Source organism: Streptomyces nojiriensis (assembly GCF_017639205.1).
GTDB classification, from domain to species: domain Bacteria; phylum Actinomycetota; class Actinomycetes; order Streptomycetales; family Streptomycetaceae; genus Streptomyces; species Streptomyces nojiriensis.
The window spans coordinates 7,238,603-7,255,996 of the sequence record NZ_CP071139.1 but is presented as its reverse complement, the minus strand read 5'-3'; the positions used below and the strand labels follow the sequence as shown (position 1 = coordinate 7,255,996).

Annotated in this window: 11 protein-coding genes; 5 read left to right on the top strand and 6 right to left on the bottom strand. The window is 73.5% G+C overall.

Annotated features, from left to right (window positions below):
* The first annotated feature begins 140 nt into the window (after nucleotides 1–140).
* Together JYK04_RS33525 and JYK04_RS33520 are read left to right on the top strand one after the other, a co-directional pair.
* Entirely contained in the window at nucleotides 141–1,160 is a 1,020-nt protein-coding gene (locus JYK04_RS33525) for a glycosyltransferase family 2 protein (RefSeq protein ID WP_189740820.1), read from the top strand.
* An 83-nt stretch (nucleotides 1,161–1,243) separates the two neighbouring features.
* Complete coding sequence (locus tag JYK04_RS33520; protein ID WP_189740817.1) at nucleotides 1,244–3,667, top strand: hypothetical protein; 2,424 nt, start codon at nucleotides 1,244–1,246, stop codon at nucleotides 3,665–3,667.
* Between the two features lie 46 nt (nucleotides 3,668–3,713).
* On the opposite strand, the gene JYK04_RS33515 is transcribed toward JYK04_RS33520, so the two are convergent.
* Nucleotides 3,714–5,441, bottom strand: coding sequence for a BCCT family transporter (locus tag JYK04_RS33515; RefSeq protein ID WP_189740814.1), 1,728 nt, complete (start codon nucleotides 5,439–5,441; stop codon nucleotides 3,714–3,716).
* A gap of 144 nt (nucleotides 5,442–5,585) precedes the next feature.
* On the opposite strand from JYK04_RS33515, the gene JYK04_RS33510 reads away from it, so the two are divergent.
* On the top strand, nucleotides 5,586–6,734 hold the full coding sequence (locus tag JYK04_RS33510) for a glycerate kinase (RefSeq protein ID WP_189740811.1): 1,149 nt from the start codon (nucleotides 5,586–5,588) through the stop codon (nucleotides 6,732–6,734).
* Between the two features lie 240 nt (nucleotides 6,735–6,974).
* Here the strand turns inward: JYK04_RS33510 and JYK04_RS33505 are convergent, their stop codons facing one another.
* Nucleotides 6,975–7,556 carry a cysteine hydrolase family protein gene (locus tag JYK04_RS33505; RefSeq protein WP_189740809.1) on the bottom strand — a complete coding sequence of 194 codons (582 nt, stop codon included), beginning with the start codon at nucleotides 7,554–7,556 and terminating at the stop codon, nucleotides 6,975–6,977.
* Between the two features lie 106 nt (nucleotides 7,557–7,662).
* On the opposite strand from JYK04_RS33505, the gene JYK04_RS33500 reads away from it, so the two are divergent.
* Together JYK04_RS33500 and JYK04_RS33495 are read left to right on the top strand one after the other, a co-directional pair.
* The gene (locus JYK04_RS33500; protein ID WP_189740806.1) at nucleotides 7,663–8,658 is read left to right on the top strand and encodes a GlxA family transcriptional regulator; all 996 of its coding nucleotides are present in this window, start codon (nucleotides 7,663–7,665) and stop codon (nucleotides 8,656–8,658) included.
* Nucleotides 8,655–11,465 carry a SpoIIE family protein phosphatase gene (locus tag JYK04_RS33495; protein WP_189740803.1) on the top strand — a complete coding sequence of 937 codons (2,811 nt, stop codon included), beginning with the start codon at nucleotides 8,655–8,657 and terminating at the stop codon, nucleotides 11,463–11,465. The genes JYK04_RS33500 and JYK04_RS33495 overlap by 4 nt, the downstream gene beginning before the upstream one ends.
* Before the next feature lie 43 nt (nucleotides 11,466–11,508).
* Here the strand turns inward: JYK04_RS33495 and JYK04_RS33490 are convergent, their stop codons facing one another.
* The 4 genes from JYK04_RS33490 to JYK04_RS33475 all read right to left on the bottom strand — a co-directional run bounded on the left by JYK04_RS33490 (nucleotide 11,509) and on the right by JYK04_RS33475 (nucleotide 17,349).
* Nucleotides 11,509–13,575 (bottom strand): SpoIIE family protein phosphatase, encoded by a 2,067-nt coding sequence (locus tag JYK04_RS33490; RefSeq protein WP_189740799.1) that lies wholly within the window; start codon nucleotides 13,573–13,575, stop codon nucleotides 11,509–11,511.
* A 138-nt stretch (nucleotides 13,576–13,713) separates the two neighbouring features.
* Nucleotides 13,714–14,820, bottom strand: a complete 1,107-nt coding sequence (locus JYK04_RS33485) for a molybdopterin-dependent oxidoreductase (protein ID WP_189740796.1) — start codon at nucleotides 14,818–14,820, stop codon at nucleotides 13,714–13,716.
* Between the two features lie 302 nt (nucleotides 14,821–15,122).
* On the bottom strand, nucleotides 15,123–16,379 hold the full coding sequence (locus JYK04_RS33480) for an amino acid aminotransferase (RefSeq protein ID WP_189740793.1): 1,257 nt from the start codon (nucleotides 16,377–16,379) through the stop codon (nucleotides 15,123–15,125).
* Entirely contained in the window at nucleotides 16,372–17,349 is a 978-nt protein-coding gene (locus tag JYK04_RS33475; protein WP_229875853.1) for a DMT family transporter, read from the bottom strand. The genes JYK04_RS33480 and JYK04_RS33475 overlap by 8 nt, the downstream gene beginning before the upstream one ends.
* Between the last annotated feature and the right edge of the window lie 45 nt (nucleotides 17,350–17,394).

Below are 17,394 nucleotides of genomic sequence, written 5' to 3'. Positions count from 1 at the left end.
GCACCAAGGGCTCCGGCAGCTGGTGCGCCTCCGCGTCGTCGGCCTGGTGGTCCACTGCCGACCTCCTGTTCTCGGCAGGCCAGATCGTCAGGCACCCGCCGGCGGTCTTCCGCACTCGGAGATTGAAGACAAGCCCCTCCATGCAGAACGCAGCAGCCCCGGCACGCGACGCAGCCGACCGGCCGGCACCCGTGCTGTCCGTCGTCATCCCGATCTACAACGAGCAGGAGGCCCTGCCCCTGACCGTGGCGCGCCTGCGCCCGATCCTGGACGGCATGGGGATCAGCTACGAGGTCGTCGGCATCGACGACGGCAGCACCGACGCCACTCCGATGATCATGCAGAAGATCCGCCAGGAGTGGCCCGAGCTGCGCATCGTGCGCTTCGCCCGCAACTCCGGGCACCAGGCCGCCCTGACCGCCGGAATCCACCGGGCCTACGGCGCGTACGTCGTGAGCATCGACGCCGATCTCCAGGACCCGCCGGAGAAGATCGTCGAGATGTACGAGCTGGCCCGCGAGAAGAACCTGGACATCGTCTACGGCGTCCGCGGCGACCGCGGCACCGACACCTTCTTCAAGCGGCGCACGGCCGGCGTCTACTACTGGCTGATGCGCAAGCTCGTCGGCAAGAACATGCCGAACCAGGCCGGCGACTTCCGGCTGCTCAGCCGGGCCGCCGTCGACGCGCTCAAGTCCCTGCCCGAGCACCAGCCGGTCTACCGGCTACTCGTGCCGTGGCTCGGCTTCAGCAGCGGCGAGGTCGTCTACGTCCGCGAGGAGCGGGTCGCCGGCAGCACCCACTACCCGCTGTCCAAGATGGTCCGCCTGGCCCTCGACAGCATCACCAACTTCTCCGCCAGCCCGCTGCGGCTCGCCACCTGGCTCGGTCTGCTGAGCTTCCTCGTCTGCTTCTGCCTGGCGATCTACACGACGCTCCAGTACGCGTTCGGCTCGACCGTGCCCGGCTGGTCGTCGCTGTTCATCGGCATGCTCTTCATCGGCGGTGTCCAGCTCATCTGCGTGGGCCTGCTCGGCGAGTACATAGGCCGGATCTACTCGGCGGTCCAGGCCCGGCCCGCCTACTTCGTCGGCTACGACTCCGCCGAGGACACCGCGGCCGCCGACCGCGACCAGCGGGTCTCCGAGTACGCGGCCTGATCCCCGGCGTCCCGGGCCGGGGCGCTCCCGGCCGCCCCGGACCGGGGCGGCCGACGCACAGCAGGTAGGGAAGAACACGACACATGGGTACAACTGGCAGCGCCGCGCCCGAGCGGACCGACCTCGGGGCGCGGCCGCTGAGCGGCTCGTCCCCGTCCCGCGCGACCGACCGGCCCGGACCGCACGTCCTGTGGCGTTTCCTGCCGGCGGCCGCCGCCTACCTCCTGCTGGTCTCCCTGCTGCTCGCCTCGGACACCCCGGTCGGCGGCATCGCCCGGTACACCTTCTACGTGCTCTGGGGCGTCGTGCTCCCCGGCACGCTGGTCTTCCGGGCCCTCCGCCGGCGGCCGCACTCGCTGGTCGAGGACCTCGCCTTCGGTGCGGTCACCGGCCTCGTCCTGGAACTGGCCGCCTGGGCGGTCCTCGTCGGGGTCGGCGCCCAGTCGCTCACCCTCGCCTGGCCGCTCGCCGTGGTGGTTCCCTTCGCGGCCGTACCGAAGCTCCGCCGGCACTGGCGCCCGCGCGGGTACGCCAGCCCTTCGCTGGGCTGGTCCTGGTCGGTCTCCGGCACGGTGATGCTCAGCAGCGTCTACTTCCACCAGGTCTTCCTGTCGCTGTATCCGGTGCTCCCGGACAAGGAGGACAGCAGGCTGTTCGGTGACATGCCGTACATGCTGTCGCTCGCCGCGAACGCGAAGCAGAACGTCCCGCTGACCCTTCCCCAGGCTTCCGGCGAGCCCCTGTACTACCACTGGTTCACCTTCGCCCACATGGCGATGACCGACATGGTCGGTCACCTCGACCTCGCGGTGATCGAGTCCAGGCTCATGGTCCCCGCGCTGGCGGCGCTCGGCATGGTGATCACCGCCGTGGTGGCCCGGCGCCTCATCGGGCGGGCCTGGGCGGGGCCGCTGGCCGCGCTGCTGGTCTTCGCGGTCGCGGAGTTCACCGCCGCCTACCCCAACCCCGTCCCCACCTGGACCTTCGGCGCCCCCGCCGTCCGGCTGATGTCCTGGTCGAGCCTCTCCCAGACCTACAGCCAGCCGCTGCTGATCGCGCTGATGGGCGTCGTCGGCGACGCGCTGCGCAGGAGCCGCAAGGACGGCGGGGCGGCCGCGGACGGCGAAGGCGCCGACCGGGCACCGCTCTTCGGCCGCGGGGTGTACGTCCTCGTCGCGCTGTTCGCCCTGGCCTCCACCGCGGCCAAGGCGAGCACCCTGCCCGTGACCCTGGCCGGCCTGGCCCTGACCGGCTTCATCCTGCTGATCACCACCCGGCGCATCCCGTGGCACGTGGTCGGGCTGGGCGCGATCCTCGGCGGTGCCCAGCTCTTCGCGACGGCCGTCATCTTCCACTTCGAGAGCTACGGCCTCGAAGTCATCCCGTTCGGCAACATCCGCGGCTACTGGGCCGATCCTGGGCACCTGCGCTCGCCGGCGTTCCAGGCCCTCGTGGTCGTGGGCACCCTCCTCGCCTTCGTGCTCAACCACCAGCTGAAGCTGCTCGGCGTGATCCCGCTGATCTCGAAGCGCCGTTTCCGGCTGGAACCCGTCCAGTGGTTCCTGCTCGGTGCCTCGGTGGCGGGACCGTGCGCCTACCTGGCCGTCAACGGCTACAACGCCAGCTACTTCACGCTCGCCGCGCTGCCCTTCGGGGCCGTGCTCTCGGCCTGGGGCTTCTGCGAGACCTTCGAACGCGCCGCGCTCGGCGCGCGGGGCAAGGCCGCACTCGCCTTCGGCGTGCTCGCCTTCTCGGCGCTGCTCACCTTCGGGATCTACCGCTACTCCGGCCGCTGGTCGGCCTACGTGCTGCGGCTCGCCGGGGACGAGCGGCGCGCGGTCACCTCCTACTCCGTGCTGCTGCCCGCGCTCGCCCTGGCCGCCGCGCTGGCGCTGGCCGCCCTGGCCGGCGCGGTCCTGTGGCGGCTCGGCGGCCGGGTGTGGCCCGCGCTGCGCGGGCGCGGCGCGATCGTCCTGCTGACGGCCGCCCTGACGGCCGGCACCCCGGGGCTCTTCCACGACGTCCTGCAGTCCCGGGAGTCCCTGTGGTCGTACTCCTGGGTCATGCCCGGCTCGCAGGTGCAGGCGGCGCGCTGGATCCGCGCCCACAGCGAGCCGTCGGACGTGGTGGCCACCAACAGCCACTGCTGGGAGCTGGAGGGTCCGCTGCCCGCCGGGGCCTCGTGCGACAACGTCCGCTCGCAGTGGCTCAGCGCGTACTCGGAGCGGTCGGTGCTGATCGAGGGCTGGGCGTACGCGCCGCGGGCCATGGCGCTGTCGGGCGGCTCGGCCGCCTACAACGGCCCCTTCTGGGACCAGGAGCTGTTCCGGCTCAACGAGGACGCCGTCTACCGGCCGACGGCCGAGATCCTGAGCCGGCTCCACGACCGGCACCACGTCCGTTACGTGGTGGCGCACCGCCCGTCGGGTGCCGAGTCGCCGCTCCTGGCCGACCTCGCGAAGAAGGTCTACGACAACGGCCGGATGGCGGTGTACGAGCTGTCCTGACGGGTCCGCAGGTCCCGCCGCTCCCGAGGCCCGGGGCCCCGAGGTGTCACGCCTGCGGGGATCCCGGGCCTTCGCCGTCCTCGTGCCCCCGTCCCCCTGACCCGGCCACGCGCCGCAGCCGCGGGTGGCCGGCCGCCCCCTGTTCGGTGACGGCGTCGCCGACCATGGCCCGGACCGCGTCCCGCATCCCGTGCAGGGGGTGGTGGCGGGCGGGTCCGGCGCCGGGGTCCGTACGGAGTTCCTTCACCAGGGCCCAGCAGAGCAGCATCATGACGATGACGAAGGGCAGCGCGACCAGGATGGTGGCGGTCTGCAGGGACTTCAGGCCGCCCGCGACGAGGAGCACGGCGGCGACGGCGGCCATCAGCACGCCCCAGGTGACGACGAGCCAGGTGGGCGGGTTGAGGGAGCCGCGGCTGGTGAGCGAGCCCATCACCAGGGAGGCCGAGTCGGCGCTGGTGACGAAGTAGGTCATGACCAGGACCATGGCGACCCACGAGGTGACCGCGGCGAGCGGCAGGGCGCCCAGCATCGCGAAGAGCGTTGCCTCCGTACCGTCCTTGATCGTGACGGCGAAGTCGACGGCGCCGGTGGAGTCGAGGCGGATCGCGGTGCCGCCCATGACACAGAACCAGATCACGGTGGCCCCGCTGGGGACGAGCAGTACGCCGATGAGGAACTCGCGGACGGTGCGGCCGCGTGAGATGCGGGCGATGAAGGTGCCGACGAAGGGCGCCCAGGACAGCCACCAGGCCCAGTAGAAGATCGTCCACGCGCCGAGCCACTTGGCGTCGGTGAAGGCGCCGGTGCGGCTGGCCATGGGCACCAGCTCGCTCAGGTACCCGCCGATGCTCGAGGGAATCACGTCGAGGATGTAGACGGTGGGGCCGAGCACGAAGACGAAGAGCATCAGGGTGGCGGCGAGCACGATGTTGACGGTGCTGAGCCACTTCACGCCCTTGTGCAGGCCGGAGAAGGCGGAGAGGACGAAGGCCGCCGAGAGCGAGCCGATGATGATCAGCTGCACGGTGACGGAGTCCTCGATGCCGGTGGTGAGGCCGAGCCCCTTGGAGACCTGGAGCGCGCCGAGGCCGAGGCTGGTGGCGGTGCCGAAGACGGTGGCGAACACGGCCAGCAGGTCGATGGCCTTGCCGGGCCGGCCATCGGCCCGCTGCTCGCCGATCAGGGGGACGAAGGCGGAGCTGAGGCGGTTGCCGCGGCCCTTGCGGAACGTCGCGTAGGCCAGGGCGAGGCCGGCGATGCCGTAGATCGCCCAGGGGGTGAGGGTCCAGTGGAAGAAGGAGTACTCCATGGCCGCGAGGGCGGCGGCGCCGGTGCGGGGGGCCGCCCCGGAGGCCGGGGGCGGGGCCAGGTAGTGGGTGAGCGGCTCCCCCACCCCGTAGAACATCAGGCCGATGCCCATGCCGGCGCTGAACATCATCGCGATCCACGCGAGGTTGGTGAACTCGGGCTCGGAGTCGTCGGCGCCGAGCCGGATCCGGCCGAACCGGCTGATCGCGAGGACGACGCACATGACGAGGAAGACGTCGGCGGCGATCACGAACAGCCAGGCGAAGTTCCCCAGCACCCAGGAGAGCGCGGTGCCCGACGCCGTGTCGAAGGAGTCCCCGGCCAGGGCCGCCCAGGCGACGACGGCCAGCACGGCGATCACGCCCACGGCGACGACCGCATGGTCGGGCGCGCCGTCGGCGGGGCCACCGGATCCTCCTGCCGGGGTGTCCGGACGTGGCCGTTCCGGTGATTCCGCGCTCATGCGGCCACACTATGCAGGCGTATATCCCTATTTAGGGGCATGGCGCGCCGGGTGTGGCCCAGGCCACTCATGGGCATAGGAGGATCCTCCGGATAAGCTCATGGCGGCGCGACTGCACTGTTCGATAGCAAGGGAATAGCAAAGGTGACGGACGGAGCAGTAACTGAGGCCGCGCGTGTACTCATCGCCGCGGACAAATTCAAGGGCTCGCTCACGGCCGTTCAGGTCGCGGAGCGGGTGACGGCCGGTCTCCGCATGGCCGTGCCGGACGTGGAGATCGAGACGCTCCCCGTCGCGGACGGCGGCGACGGAACGGTCGCGGCAGCCGTGGCAGCCGGCTTCGAGCGCCGGGAGGTACGGGTCACCGGACCCCTCGGCGACCAGGTCACGGCCGCCTTCGCGCTGCGCGGGAGCACCGCGGTGGTCGAGATGGCGGAGGCCTCCGGGCTGCAGCTGCTGCCGGCGGGCACCTTCGCCGCGCTGACGGCGACCACGTACGGCTCGGGCGAGCTGCTCAAGGCCGCGCTGGACGCGGGCGCGCGCTCGATCGTCTTCGGTGTGGGCGGCAGTGCCACCACCGACGGCGGCGCCGGCATGCTGGCAGCGCTGGGCGCCGTGTTCCTGGATGCGAACGGCGAACCGGTGGGTCCGGGCGGCGGTGCGCTGGCCGAGCTGGCCTCGGCCGACCTGTCCGGCGTCGACCCGCGCTTCGCCGAGGTGGAGTTCGTCCTCGCGAGCGACGTGGACAACCCGTTGACCGGCCCGAAGGGCTGCGCGGCGGTCTACGGCCCGCAGAAGGGGGCGTCGCCCGAGGACGTGGCGACGCTCGACGCGGCGCTGGCGCACTTCGCGGTGGTGCTGGAGAAGTCGATCGGCGCGAAGGCCGCCGAGTGCGCGGTGCTGCCGGGTGCCGGCGGCGCGGGCGGCATCGGCTACGGGGCCCTGCTGCTCGGCGCGACGTTCCGTCCCGGCATCGAGCTGATGCTGGAGGTGCTGGGCTTCGCCCCCGCGCTGGAGCGGGCCACGCTGGTCATCACCGGTGAGGGCTCCCTGGACGAGCAGACCCTGCACGGCAAGGCCCCGGCGGGCGTCGCGGCGGCGGCGCGCGCGGCGGGCAAGCCGGTGGTGGCCGTCTGCGGCCGGCTGCTGCTGAGCCAGGAGGCGCTGGAGGGGGCCGGCATCCGCAAGGCGTACCCGCTCACGGACCTGGAGCCCGACCCGGCCAAGTCCATCCCGAACGCGGGTCCCCTGCTGGAGCAGGTCGCGGCCAACATCGCCGCCGACGTCCTCTGACCCGGACTTCTGGCTCCTGAGGGCCCGGACCCCCTTGCTCGGGGTCCGGGCCCCTTTTCAGCCTCGCCGGCGTTTGAGGCGCGGGGTCTGGGGCGGAGCCCCGGGAAACCCGGCTCCGCCGGGCACCGGGCTCCGCCCGGACCCTCCCCCAGCTACCGCTGGGAGGTGCCCCCTCCTCAAACGCCGGCGAGGCTGGATGTAGCCCGGCGAGGCCAAATCTGGCGGACTCGGAACGGGCGGCTACGCCGTCAAGAGGTCGGCCGTGGTGGTCACGCGGGCGAAGCCGCCGCCCTGGAGGTTCACCGCGGTGGCCGTGGCGAGCTCGTCCGCCGTCAGGGCGAGGCCCGCCGGCCCGGCGAGGTCGAAGGTGTGGGTGGCGTCGAGCGGGACGAGGACGTCGTAGCCCAGGTTCCCGGCCATCCGGGCCGTGGTCTCGACGCACATGTTGGTCTGGATGCCGACCAGCACCAGCTGGCCGATGCCCTGGGCCGTCAGCCAGTCGGCCAGGTCCGGGGTGCCGTAGAAGGCCGAGTTCACCGTCTTGGTGACCACCAGGGCCCCCTCGCTCCGCTTCTCGACCAGGTCCTTGAAGGCGTGGCCGGGGTGGTCGGCGGCGAGGACGGAGCCGGGCTGCACGGACGCGTGCCGCACGAGGACCACCGGCCGGCCGGCCGCCTGCCAGGCGTCCATCAGGGCCGCGATGTTGTCCTCGGCCGCCGGGTTGTTGCGGGGCCCCCAGAAGGACTCCTCGTCGAAGCCCTTCTGCACGTCGATGACCAGCAGGGCACTGTTGGGGGCGATCTCGATCGCGGTCGTCGTCATGGCTCCATGCTGTCCGCCGGGCCGCGGGCCCGACAGCGCCCGCGAGGCCCCGTACCGATGGGATCCTGCCAGACTGGCAGGTGTGGCCGACTGGCAGACTGGCCGGATGCGTCGTGTCGCGATCGTCGTCCAGCCCGGTATCCGCAGTTTCGACCTCGCCGTCATCACCGAGGTCTGGGGCCCCGACCGCAGCCGCACCGGGGTGCCGGGCTTCGAGCTGCGCCGGTGCGCCCTGGAGCCCGGACCGATCCCGCTGCCCGGCGGGCTGACCCTGACCCCGGACCGGGGACTGGACTGGCTGGCCACCGCGGACCTGGTCGTCGTACCGGCGCTGGACGAGCCGGCCGACCCGACGCCCGCGCCGGTCCTCGCCGCCCTGCGCGAGGCGCACGGCCGGGGCGTGCCGGTCGCCGCCCTGTGCGCCGGGGCGTTCATCCTGGCGGAGGCCGGTCTGCTGGAGGGCCGCCGGGCGGTCACCCACTGGTGGCTGGCCCCGCAGCTGGCCGCCCGCTACCCGGGGATCGTGGTCGAGGACGCCCCGCTCTACGTCGAGGACGGCGGACTGTGGACCTCCGCCGGGGTGGCCTCCGGGATCGACCTGTGCCTGCACCTCGTGCGGGAGGCGCACGGCGCCGAGGCCGCCGCCGCCATCGCCCGCTCCATGGTGACGGGCCCGTTCCGCACCGGGGACCACGCCCAGTACCTGGACCGGCCCGTCCCCGCCGCGGACCGGACGGCCGAAGCGCTGGCCGCCGTACGGGCGCGGGCCCTGCGTTCGCTGCACGAGCCGCTGTCCGTGGGGACCATGGCCGGCTGGGCCGGGATGTCCCCGCGTTCCTTCGCCCGGCACTTCGCCGCCGCCACCGGCACCACCCCGCACCGGTGGCTGCTGGGCCACCGGCTGAACGCGGCCCGCAAGCTGCTGGAACGCACCGACCACCCGGTGCCGGAGGTGGCCCGGCGGGCCGGTTTCGCCAGTGAGGTCACCTTCCGCCAGCACTTCACCGCGCACGTCGGCCTCGGCCCTCGCGCGTACCGTGCGGCCTCCTGCGCACCGGCAGCCGCACCAAACCCACCGGACAGTGTTAGAAAGGGCTCATGACCGGACGTTTTGGTCGCCAGCCGACCGGGTGGGGCTCGCGCCTGTTCGCGCGCCTGTCCCGGTGGGCACACAGCGTCGCCGGTCAGGTCTTCGCCCTCCAGGCGATGATCGTCCTCCTGCTGATCGCCGCCGCCGCGGCGGCCCTGGTGTTCCAGGCCCGGTACGACAGCGAGCGCGACGCCCGGCACCGCTCGCTCGCGGCGGCCGAGTCCTTCTCGCACTCCCCCGGCGTCGCGTCGGCGCTGCTCTCGGCGGATCCGACCGCCCTGCTGCAGCCGCTGGCCGAGGCCGCCCGCCGGGGCTCGGGCGTCGATTTCATCGCCGTCATGAACATCAAGGGGGTCCGCTACACGGACTCGCGACCCGAGCTGATCGGCCGGCGGGCCACCGGTGACCTCAGCCGTGCCGTCGCCGGGCACGCCTTCACGGAGACCTTCCGGGGCGAGCCGAGCGACGCGGTCCGGGCCATCGTCCCGATATTCAACGCCGACGGCGCCGTCATCGGCCTGGTCGGCACCGGCATAGACATCGAGAACGTCTCCCAGGTCGTCGAGGGCCAGCTCCCGCTCCTGCTCGGGGCGGCCGCGGGCGCCCTGCTGCTCGGCACCGGCGGTGCCGCCCTGGTCAGCGGCCGGCTGCGGCGCCAGACCCGGGGCCTGGGCGCCGCCGAGATGAGCCGGATCAACGAGCACCACGAGGCCGTCCTGCACGCCGTCCGCGAGGGCGTGGTCATCATCGACGCCGACCAGCGGCTCGTCCTGGCCAACGACGAGGCCCGGCGGCTGCTCGGCCTGCCGCCCGACCCCGAGAACCGGCACGTCACCGACCTGGGCCTGGATCCGCGCACCGCCGAACTGCTCGCCTCCGGCCAGGTCGTGACGGACCACGTGCACCTGGCGGGCGACCGGCTGCTCGCCTTCAACGTCCGGCCCACGGCGCAGTACAAGGGCATGTCCACCGGCAGCGTCGTGACCCTGCGCGACTCCACCGAGCTCGCCGCGCTCTCCGGCCGGGCCGAGGTGGCCCGCGGCCGGCTCCAGCTTCTCTACGACGCCGGTGTGCGGATCGGCACCACCCTGGACGTGGTGCGGACCGCCGAGGAGCTGTCGGAGGTCGCCGTCCCCCGGTTCGCGGACTTCGTCACGGTGGAGCTGCTGGAGCCGGTGCTGCACGGTGACGAGCCCTCCCTGATCACCGGCCTCTACACCGAGATGCGCCGGGCCGCCATCACCGGCGTGCGGGCCGACTCGCCGCTCCAGCCGGTCGGCGACATCATCCGGTTCGTCTTTCCGACGGCCCCGATGGCGGCGGCCCTGGACGCCGGGCACGCGGTGCTCGCGGCCGATCTGAACGCGGCCATGGGCTGGCGGGCCCAGGACTCCCAGGGCACCCGGGTGGCGCTGGACTACGGGCTGCACTCGCTGATCTCCGTACCGCTGCAGGCCCGCGGCGTGGTCCTGGGCATGGCCAACTTCTGGCGGGCCGCCGACACCCCGGAGGCCTTCGACGAGGAGGACCGTTCCTTCGCGGCCGAGCTGGGTGCGCGCGCGGCGGTCTCCATCGACAACGCCCGCCGCTTCACCCGCGAGCACGCCATGGCCGTGACGCTCCAGCGCAGCCTCCTGCCCCGGATGCTGCCCGCGCAGAACGCCGTGCACGTCGCCCACCGCTACCTGCCCGCGAAGGCGGGGGTCGGCGGGGACTGGTTCGACGTGATCCCGCTGCCGGGCGGCCGGGTGGCGCTGGTCGTCGGCGATGTCGTCGGGCACGGGGTGCACGCCGCGGCGACCATGGGCCGGCTGCGGACCGCGGTGCACAATTTCTCCACCCTGGACCTGCCCCCCGACGAGCTGCTCGGACACCTGGACGAGCTGATCAACCGGATCGACCAGAACGACACCGGGAGGGGGCTCGCGGGCGGGGACGAACCGGGGAGCGCCGAGGACGCCCCGGACGGGGCCGCCGAGCCGGCCGGGGTCACCGGCGCCACCTGTCTCTACACGGTCTACGACCCGGTCTCCGGGCGGTGCGTGATGGCCAGCGCCGGCCATCCCGGGCCGGCGCTGATCCGCCCCGGAGGGGCGGTGGAATTCCCCGAGCTGCCGCCCGGTCTGCCCCTGGGCGTCGGCGGGATGCCGTTCGAGGCCGCAGAGTTCACGCTCCCCGAGGGCAGCCGGCTGGTGCTGTTCACCGACGGTCTGGTGGAGGACCGCGACCGGGACTTCGACACCGGACTGCGGCTGCTCGGCGAGGCGCTGGCGCGGCCCGGCCGCAGCGCCGACCAGGCCTGCTCGGACGTGCTCGCCACGATGCTGTTCCCGGTGCCGAGCGACGACATCGTCCTGCTGGTCGCCGACACCCGGCGGCTGGAGGCCGACCGGATCGCCGAGTGGGAGGTGCCGGGCGAGGCCTCGGCCGTCTCGCGCGTGCGCAACGCGGGCGCGGCGCAGCTCTCCGCCTGGGGGCTGGACGAGCTCTCCTTCCCCGCCGAGCTGATCCTCAGCGAGCTGATCACCAATGCCATCCGGTACGGGAGCGCGCCCGTGCGGGTGCGGCTGCTGCGCGACCGCGCCCTCGTCTGCGAGGTCTCCGACGGCAGTAGCACCTCACCGCACCTGCGGTACGCGACGACCACCGACGAGGGCGGGCGCGGGCTGTTCCTCGTCGCCCAGTACGCCGCCCGGTGGGGCACCCGGTACACCGAGCGCGGCAAGGTCATCTGGGCCGAGCTGCCGCTGACCGGGGGTCCGGAGCCGCAGCTGACGGACCCGCTGGACCTGGACGCGCTGGAGGACCTGGCCTGGTGACCGGGTGGTCCGACCCGCGGGCCCCGGCACCCGGGACCCGGGGTCACACCGCCCGGGTGCGGGCGAGCAGCACGGCGACGTCGTCCTGCTGGGCGTACGGCAGCAGCAGCCGCAGGATCCCCTCGCACAGGTCCTCGAGGGGCTGCTCCACCCGGCGCAGGGCCCCCGCCAGCTGGGCCATGCCCTGGTCGAGGTCCCGGTCGCGGGCCTCGATGAGGCCGTCGGTGTAGAGCACGAGCAGGCTCCCGGGCGGCAGCCGCACCTCCTCGGTGCGGAAGTCCCGCCCGCCCGTGCCCAGCGGGGTACCGGGCGGGCCGTCGAGGAAGGTGACGGCTCCGTCGGGGGTGACGACGGCGGGCGGCGGGTGGCCGGCCCGGGCGATCACGCAGACGCCGGAGGACGCGTCGTGGACGGCGTACACGCAGGTGGCCATCTCGTCCTCGCCCAGGTCGGCCACGACGGCGTCGAGCGAGCGCAGCAGCCGGGCCGGCGGCACGTCGTGGCGCGCGAGGGTGCGTACCGCCGTGCGCAGCTGGCCCATGACGGCGGCGGCGTGGATCCCGTGGCCCATGACGTCCCCGATGACCAGCCCGGTCCGGCCGCCGGGCAGCGGGATGACGTCGTACCAGTCCCCGCCGACGTCGTGGTCGCTGGCGGGCAGGTAGCGCCCGGTGAGTTCGAGGCCCGGGACCTCGGGCAGCGCGCTGTTGGTGAGGCTGCGCTGGAGGGTCAGGGCCGCCTGGCGCTGGAGGGTGTACATCCGGGCGTTGTCGATGTTGAGGGCCGCGCGGGCGACCAGATCGTCGACGAGGATGCAGTCCTGCTCGTCGAAGGGTTCCCGCTCGCGCGTGCGGGTGACGGCGACGGCGCCGAGCACGGTGCCGCGGGCGACCAGCGGGACCAGGCGGGCCGAGCCCAGGGTGGCGAGGTAGGTGCGCAGTGCCTCGGCGCGCGGGGAGGTGATCAGTGCCGGGATGTCGGCGAGGTAGAGGTTCATGGGCCGTCCCTCGGCGATGACCCGCTCGTAGCTGGTGCCCGTGGGGACCTGGAAGGTCTGTCCGGGGGCGAGTTTCGCGGTGGGGGCGGTCGGGTCGGGGAAGTGGGCGGCCAGTCGGCGCAGGACACCGCGGGTGGAGGCCGCGGGGACCGGTCCCTCGTCGGGGAGCAGGACCGCTTCGAGCAGCTGTACGTCGGCCGAGTCCGCGAGCTGCGGGACCAGCACGTCCACGATCTCCTGGGCGGTCTGGTGGAGGTCCAGGGTGGTGCCGATGCGGGTGCCCGCCTCGGCGAGCAGGGCGAACCGGTGCCGGGCCCGTTCGGCGTCGGCTTGGGCCCGCTGGCCCTCGGTGATGTCGATGAGCGAGGCGATCACGCCGAGGGCCCGGCCGGAGCCGTCCAGCAGCGGGGCGTACGAGCAGGACCAGGTCCGGTCGTGCTCCGGGTCGGCGGGGGTCCGCCCGGTGCGGCGGACGTCGACGACGGCGGTGCCCCGGTCGAGGACCTGCCGCATGGTGGCCTCCAGCGCGTCGGCGTTGACGCCGGGGACCACCTCGGTGAGCCGCTTGCCGAGGTGCTCGGCGGCGGAGACGCCGTTCATCCGGGCCAGGGCGTCGTTGACGCGGAGGAACCGCAGGTCGGTGCCGAGGGTGGCGAGGCCGATGGGCGACTGGGTGAACAGGCTCTGCAGGGCGGCGAGGGAGTCCCGCATGTGGAGCACCTCGGAGGTCTCCACGGCGATGAGCAGGGCCCCCGTCCGGCCCTGCGGGTCGGCGGCGGGGACGATCCACATCTCCATCGGGACGCGGTGGCCGTCGCGGTGGCGCACGGGCAGGGTGCCGACGACGGTCTCGCCGGACTGGACGCGGCGGGTCAGCTGGTCGGCGAGCTCGTGGTTGGCCTCGGGGACGAGCACGGCGCTGCCGGGGAGGCCGATGATGTCCTCGGGGCGGTGCCCGAGCAGGTCCTGGGCGGCCAGCGACCATTCCACGATGCGCCCGTCGGCGTCCTCCCGCCACAGGGCGATCGGCAGCAGCTCGCTGAGCACGCCCGCGTACCCGACAGCCGCGGGCGGCGGGTCCGGCACCTCGCTCGTCGCCTGGTAAGTGTCCAACGCACCGACCTCACCCCGGGGGGCCTGATTCCTACCGATTCACCCTATCCGAGGCGTGGGCGCGGGGCTCTGTGTCGGCCGGCCCCGACCGGGGGGGGCGGAACACCCGGACCTCCTCGTGCGCAGCACCCGCGTCACTCATACGACCACCACGTCGACGCAGGCCACGGGGTTGCAGCCGTAGCCGCGGGCGTTCCACGGGGCCTGCGGCGGCTGCGTGCCGCCGTGGGCGTCGGTGGCGCGGGAGACCAGCCGGTACGGTCCGGGCCGCCGCGGCGTCCACCGGAACGACCAGCCGCTCCAGCCGTAGGGGCCTGCGGGCGCTTCGAGGAGGGCCTCGTGCCAGCCGCGCTCGCGGTGGCGGTCGTCGTCCTCGTACTCGGCGCGCACCTCGACGCTGCGCAGCGGCACCCCGTCACCCGACCAGGCGCGGCCGCGGACGAGGGTCTCGTGGTCCCGGCGCACGGCCGTGTCCGGTTCGGGCTCGGTGATGAGCGACTTGACCCGGACGCTGGTCACCGGGCCTTCGGGGGTGCCGCGGGAGGCCTCGTAGAGGTACTCCTCGCTCTGGAAGACACCGGTGAACGGGCGGGTCACGGCCCGGATCCCGACCAGCCACTTCACGTCGGCGACCGCGTAGCGGCCGGGGACCACCAGGCGGACCGGCGCCCCGTGCTCGGGGGCGAGCGGCTCTCCGTTCATGCGGGTGACGAGGAGGGTGTCCGGGTGGAGGGCCGCGGCGAGCGGGAGGCTGCGCTCGAAGGCCGCCCGGTGGCCGCGCACCGGGCCGGAGTCGGCCCCGGTGAAGACCACTTCCACGGCCGAGGGTCCGATCAGGGCCCGCTCGGCGAGGAGGCGGAAGGGCACTCCGGCGAAGTGCGCGCAGCCCACCGCCTGCTGGCCCCACGGCAGGCCGGGCGGGCGGGGTGTCATCAGGCTGCGGCCGTTGCCCGCGCACTCCACGACGACGTCGAGTTCCCGGTGCTCCATCGCGAGCAGCTCTTCGTAGCCGAGGGCGAAGGGGGCGGCTGCCGCGGCGCCGCCGATCCGCAGCCGCCAGCGGCCGGGCGGGGTCCGGGGAATGCCGAAGTGGTCGCGTACGAAGAAGGCCCCGACGGGGGTGACCGGCTCGGCCAGCGCGGCCGAGGGGGTCTGGGCGTTGTACGGGTCTGCGGTGACTGTTTCGGGCGCCCAGACCGTGGCGCCGGGCCCTCGGGCCGCTCGTGAAACCGGCCATGTGGTCATGGCAGCACCTTCCGTCGGGCTCGTGCCGAGCGCGACGCGGATTTCTTTACAGACTACGTCCGAACAAAGCCTTGACTGGGTACGAATTGGGAGGAAACTCATCAATACACCGGAATACCGGAAAGAGCCGCACCTCCCTCTGGAGACGTCCTCAGGCCCGCGTGACCCTTGTCCAGGCTCTGGCCAGGCCCCCGGCAGCACCCGTCGACCAGGGGAGCCATCGGCGACGGCGGATGGCTCATGGAAACGACGGACTGCCGGGGACTGTCATGTCTTCGGCCGGAGGACTCGGCGCCGCTCCCTTACGCCTGAACGGCGGCGGCCGCTCCGGACTGCTGCCGGCGAGGAAGCGTCGGGATGGCACGGGGCGCGTCGGCCGTGCCGAGGACGCCCGCGATGCCCCGGGCGAGGCAGGGGATCCGGTGCGCCGGGATGCCCGCGATGTTGATCCGCCCCGAGGTCGTGCCGTAGACGGCGTACTGCCTGCGCAGCCGGAGCATCTGCTGGGCGGACAGCGGCAGCATCGAGAACATGCCCTTCTGCCGGGCGAGCGAGCGCGCCTGGTCCCCGCAGCCGAGCGCGCTGAGGTGGGCGATCAGATCGGCCCGGTTGTCCATGATCCGGCCGCGCATGACCTCCAGCTCCGCCCGCCAGGCGGCCCGCAGCCCCTCGTCCTCCAGGATCGTGGTCACGACGGCCGCACCGTGCTCGGGCGGCATCGAGTAGAGCGTCCGGGCGGCGTTCTGCAGGGCGGTCTCGGCGTGCCGGACGGCCTGCCCCGAGGCGCCGAGCACGATGGCGCAGCCGACGCGGTCGCTGTAGAGGCCGAAGTTCTTCGAGCAGCTGACCGCGATCAGCATTTCCGGCACCCGCGCCGCCAGCATGCGCGTGGGCAGCAGGTCGGCCTCCAGGCCGTCGCCGAGCCCGTGATAGGCGAGGTCGACGAAGGGCACCCAGCCGCGGCGGGCGGCCGACTCGGCGAGCGCCTCCCAGTCGTCCAGCAGCGGGTCGACGCCCGTGGGGTTGTGGCAGCAGCCCTGGAGCAGGACCACGTCGTCCCGCTGCGCGTCCTGCAGTTCCCGCAGCACACCGGCCGTGTCGAAGCCGCCCTCGGCGTCGCGCCAGCCGAACGTGCGCACGCGCAGCCCGGCGGCCTCCAGGATGGGCCGGTGGTTGACATAGGCCGGATCGCTGATCCACACCGTGGTGCCCGGGCGGGTCCGGCAGATCAGGTCGGCCAGCAGCCGCAGCGCGCCGGAGCCCGCGACCGTCTGGACGGCCGCCGCCCGGTCGGTCGGCCCGGCCGGGCCGAGGACCAGTTCCAGCAGGGAGCGGTTGAAGGCGGCGTTGCCGGAGAGCCCCCGGTACTCCTTGGAGTCCGAGCGCTCCGCCAGGCGGATCTCGGCCTCGCGCACGGCGGTCATGACGGGGGTGGTGCCCGTCTGGTCCCGGTAGACGCCGAGGACGAGGTTGAGGCGTTCGGGCCGCTCGTCGCTGCCGAACTCGTAGGTCAGGTCCCACAGCGGGTCGGTGGGCGGCGTGGGGAGGAGCTCAAGCATCTGCGGGAACCTTGGGTCGTGGGCGGCGGTTGGCGAGGACGACGCCGGCGGTGATGAGGGGGACGCCGACGAGCACGGCGAAGGTCGGCGTCTCGCCGAGGAGCGGGACGGCGAGCAGGACCACGGCGACGGGGCTGAGGCTGCCGAAGACGGCGCTGCGCTCGGCGCCGAGGCGGCGGATGGCGAAGGCGTACAGCAGGCCCGCGCACAGGCCGACCCCCAGCCCCTGCACGACGAGGAACAGCGCGATGTCGCGGCCCGCCGCGTGCGCGATGCCGGTGGGGAGCACCCCGGTCAGCACCAGGACGCCGATCACCGCGAAGGAGGGCAGGCACAGCAGCCCGATCGACCCGATCGGGTCGAGGTCGACCTCGCGCAGCCCCACGGTGTAGAGGGCCCAGAGGCCGCTGGCCACCAGGAGCGTGCCGGCGCCGAGGAGTACGTCGGTGTCGACGGGCACGACGTAGCGCCAGACGAGGGCGGCCACCCCGGCCGCGATCAGGGCGAGCCCGGCGGCCTGCGTGCCCCGGGGGGCGCCGTGGCCACGGCGGATCATGATCAGGGAGACGAACAGCGGGACCATGCCGGGGACGATGGAGCCGACGAAGGCGGCGGAGGTCAGCGCGCCGCCGTGCATCGCGGCCAGGAAGAACGGCACCCCGGCACCGCAGACGATCTTCACGGCGGGCCCCGGCCGCACCGCGGCGATGGCGCGCCGGCGCCGCCACAGGGCGGGGAACAGGACGACGAGGGGGACACCGAAGCGCAGCAGGGCCGCGTCGGCGGGCAGCAGCGAGGAACCGCTCAGGGCCCGGGCGCTGAGCGCGAAGGCCGCCCAGATCGACACGGTGACCAGCAGCGCCAGCATGCCCTCGGCCTGTGGGGAGAGCCCGCGCCGGCCGGGGTGTCCGGCCCGCGGGCCCGCCGCATCGGGAGGCAGGGTCGCCCGGGTGGTGTGCGTCGCGACCAAGGTATTGCTCCAGCCTCTGAGACCCGGACCGATCCGGTCCGTGCC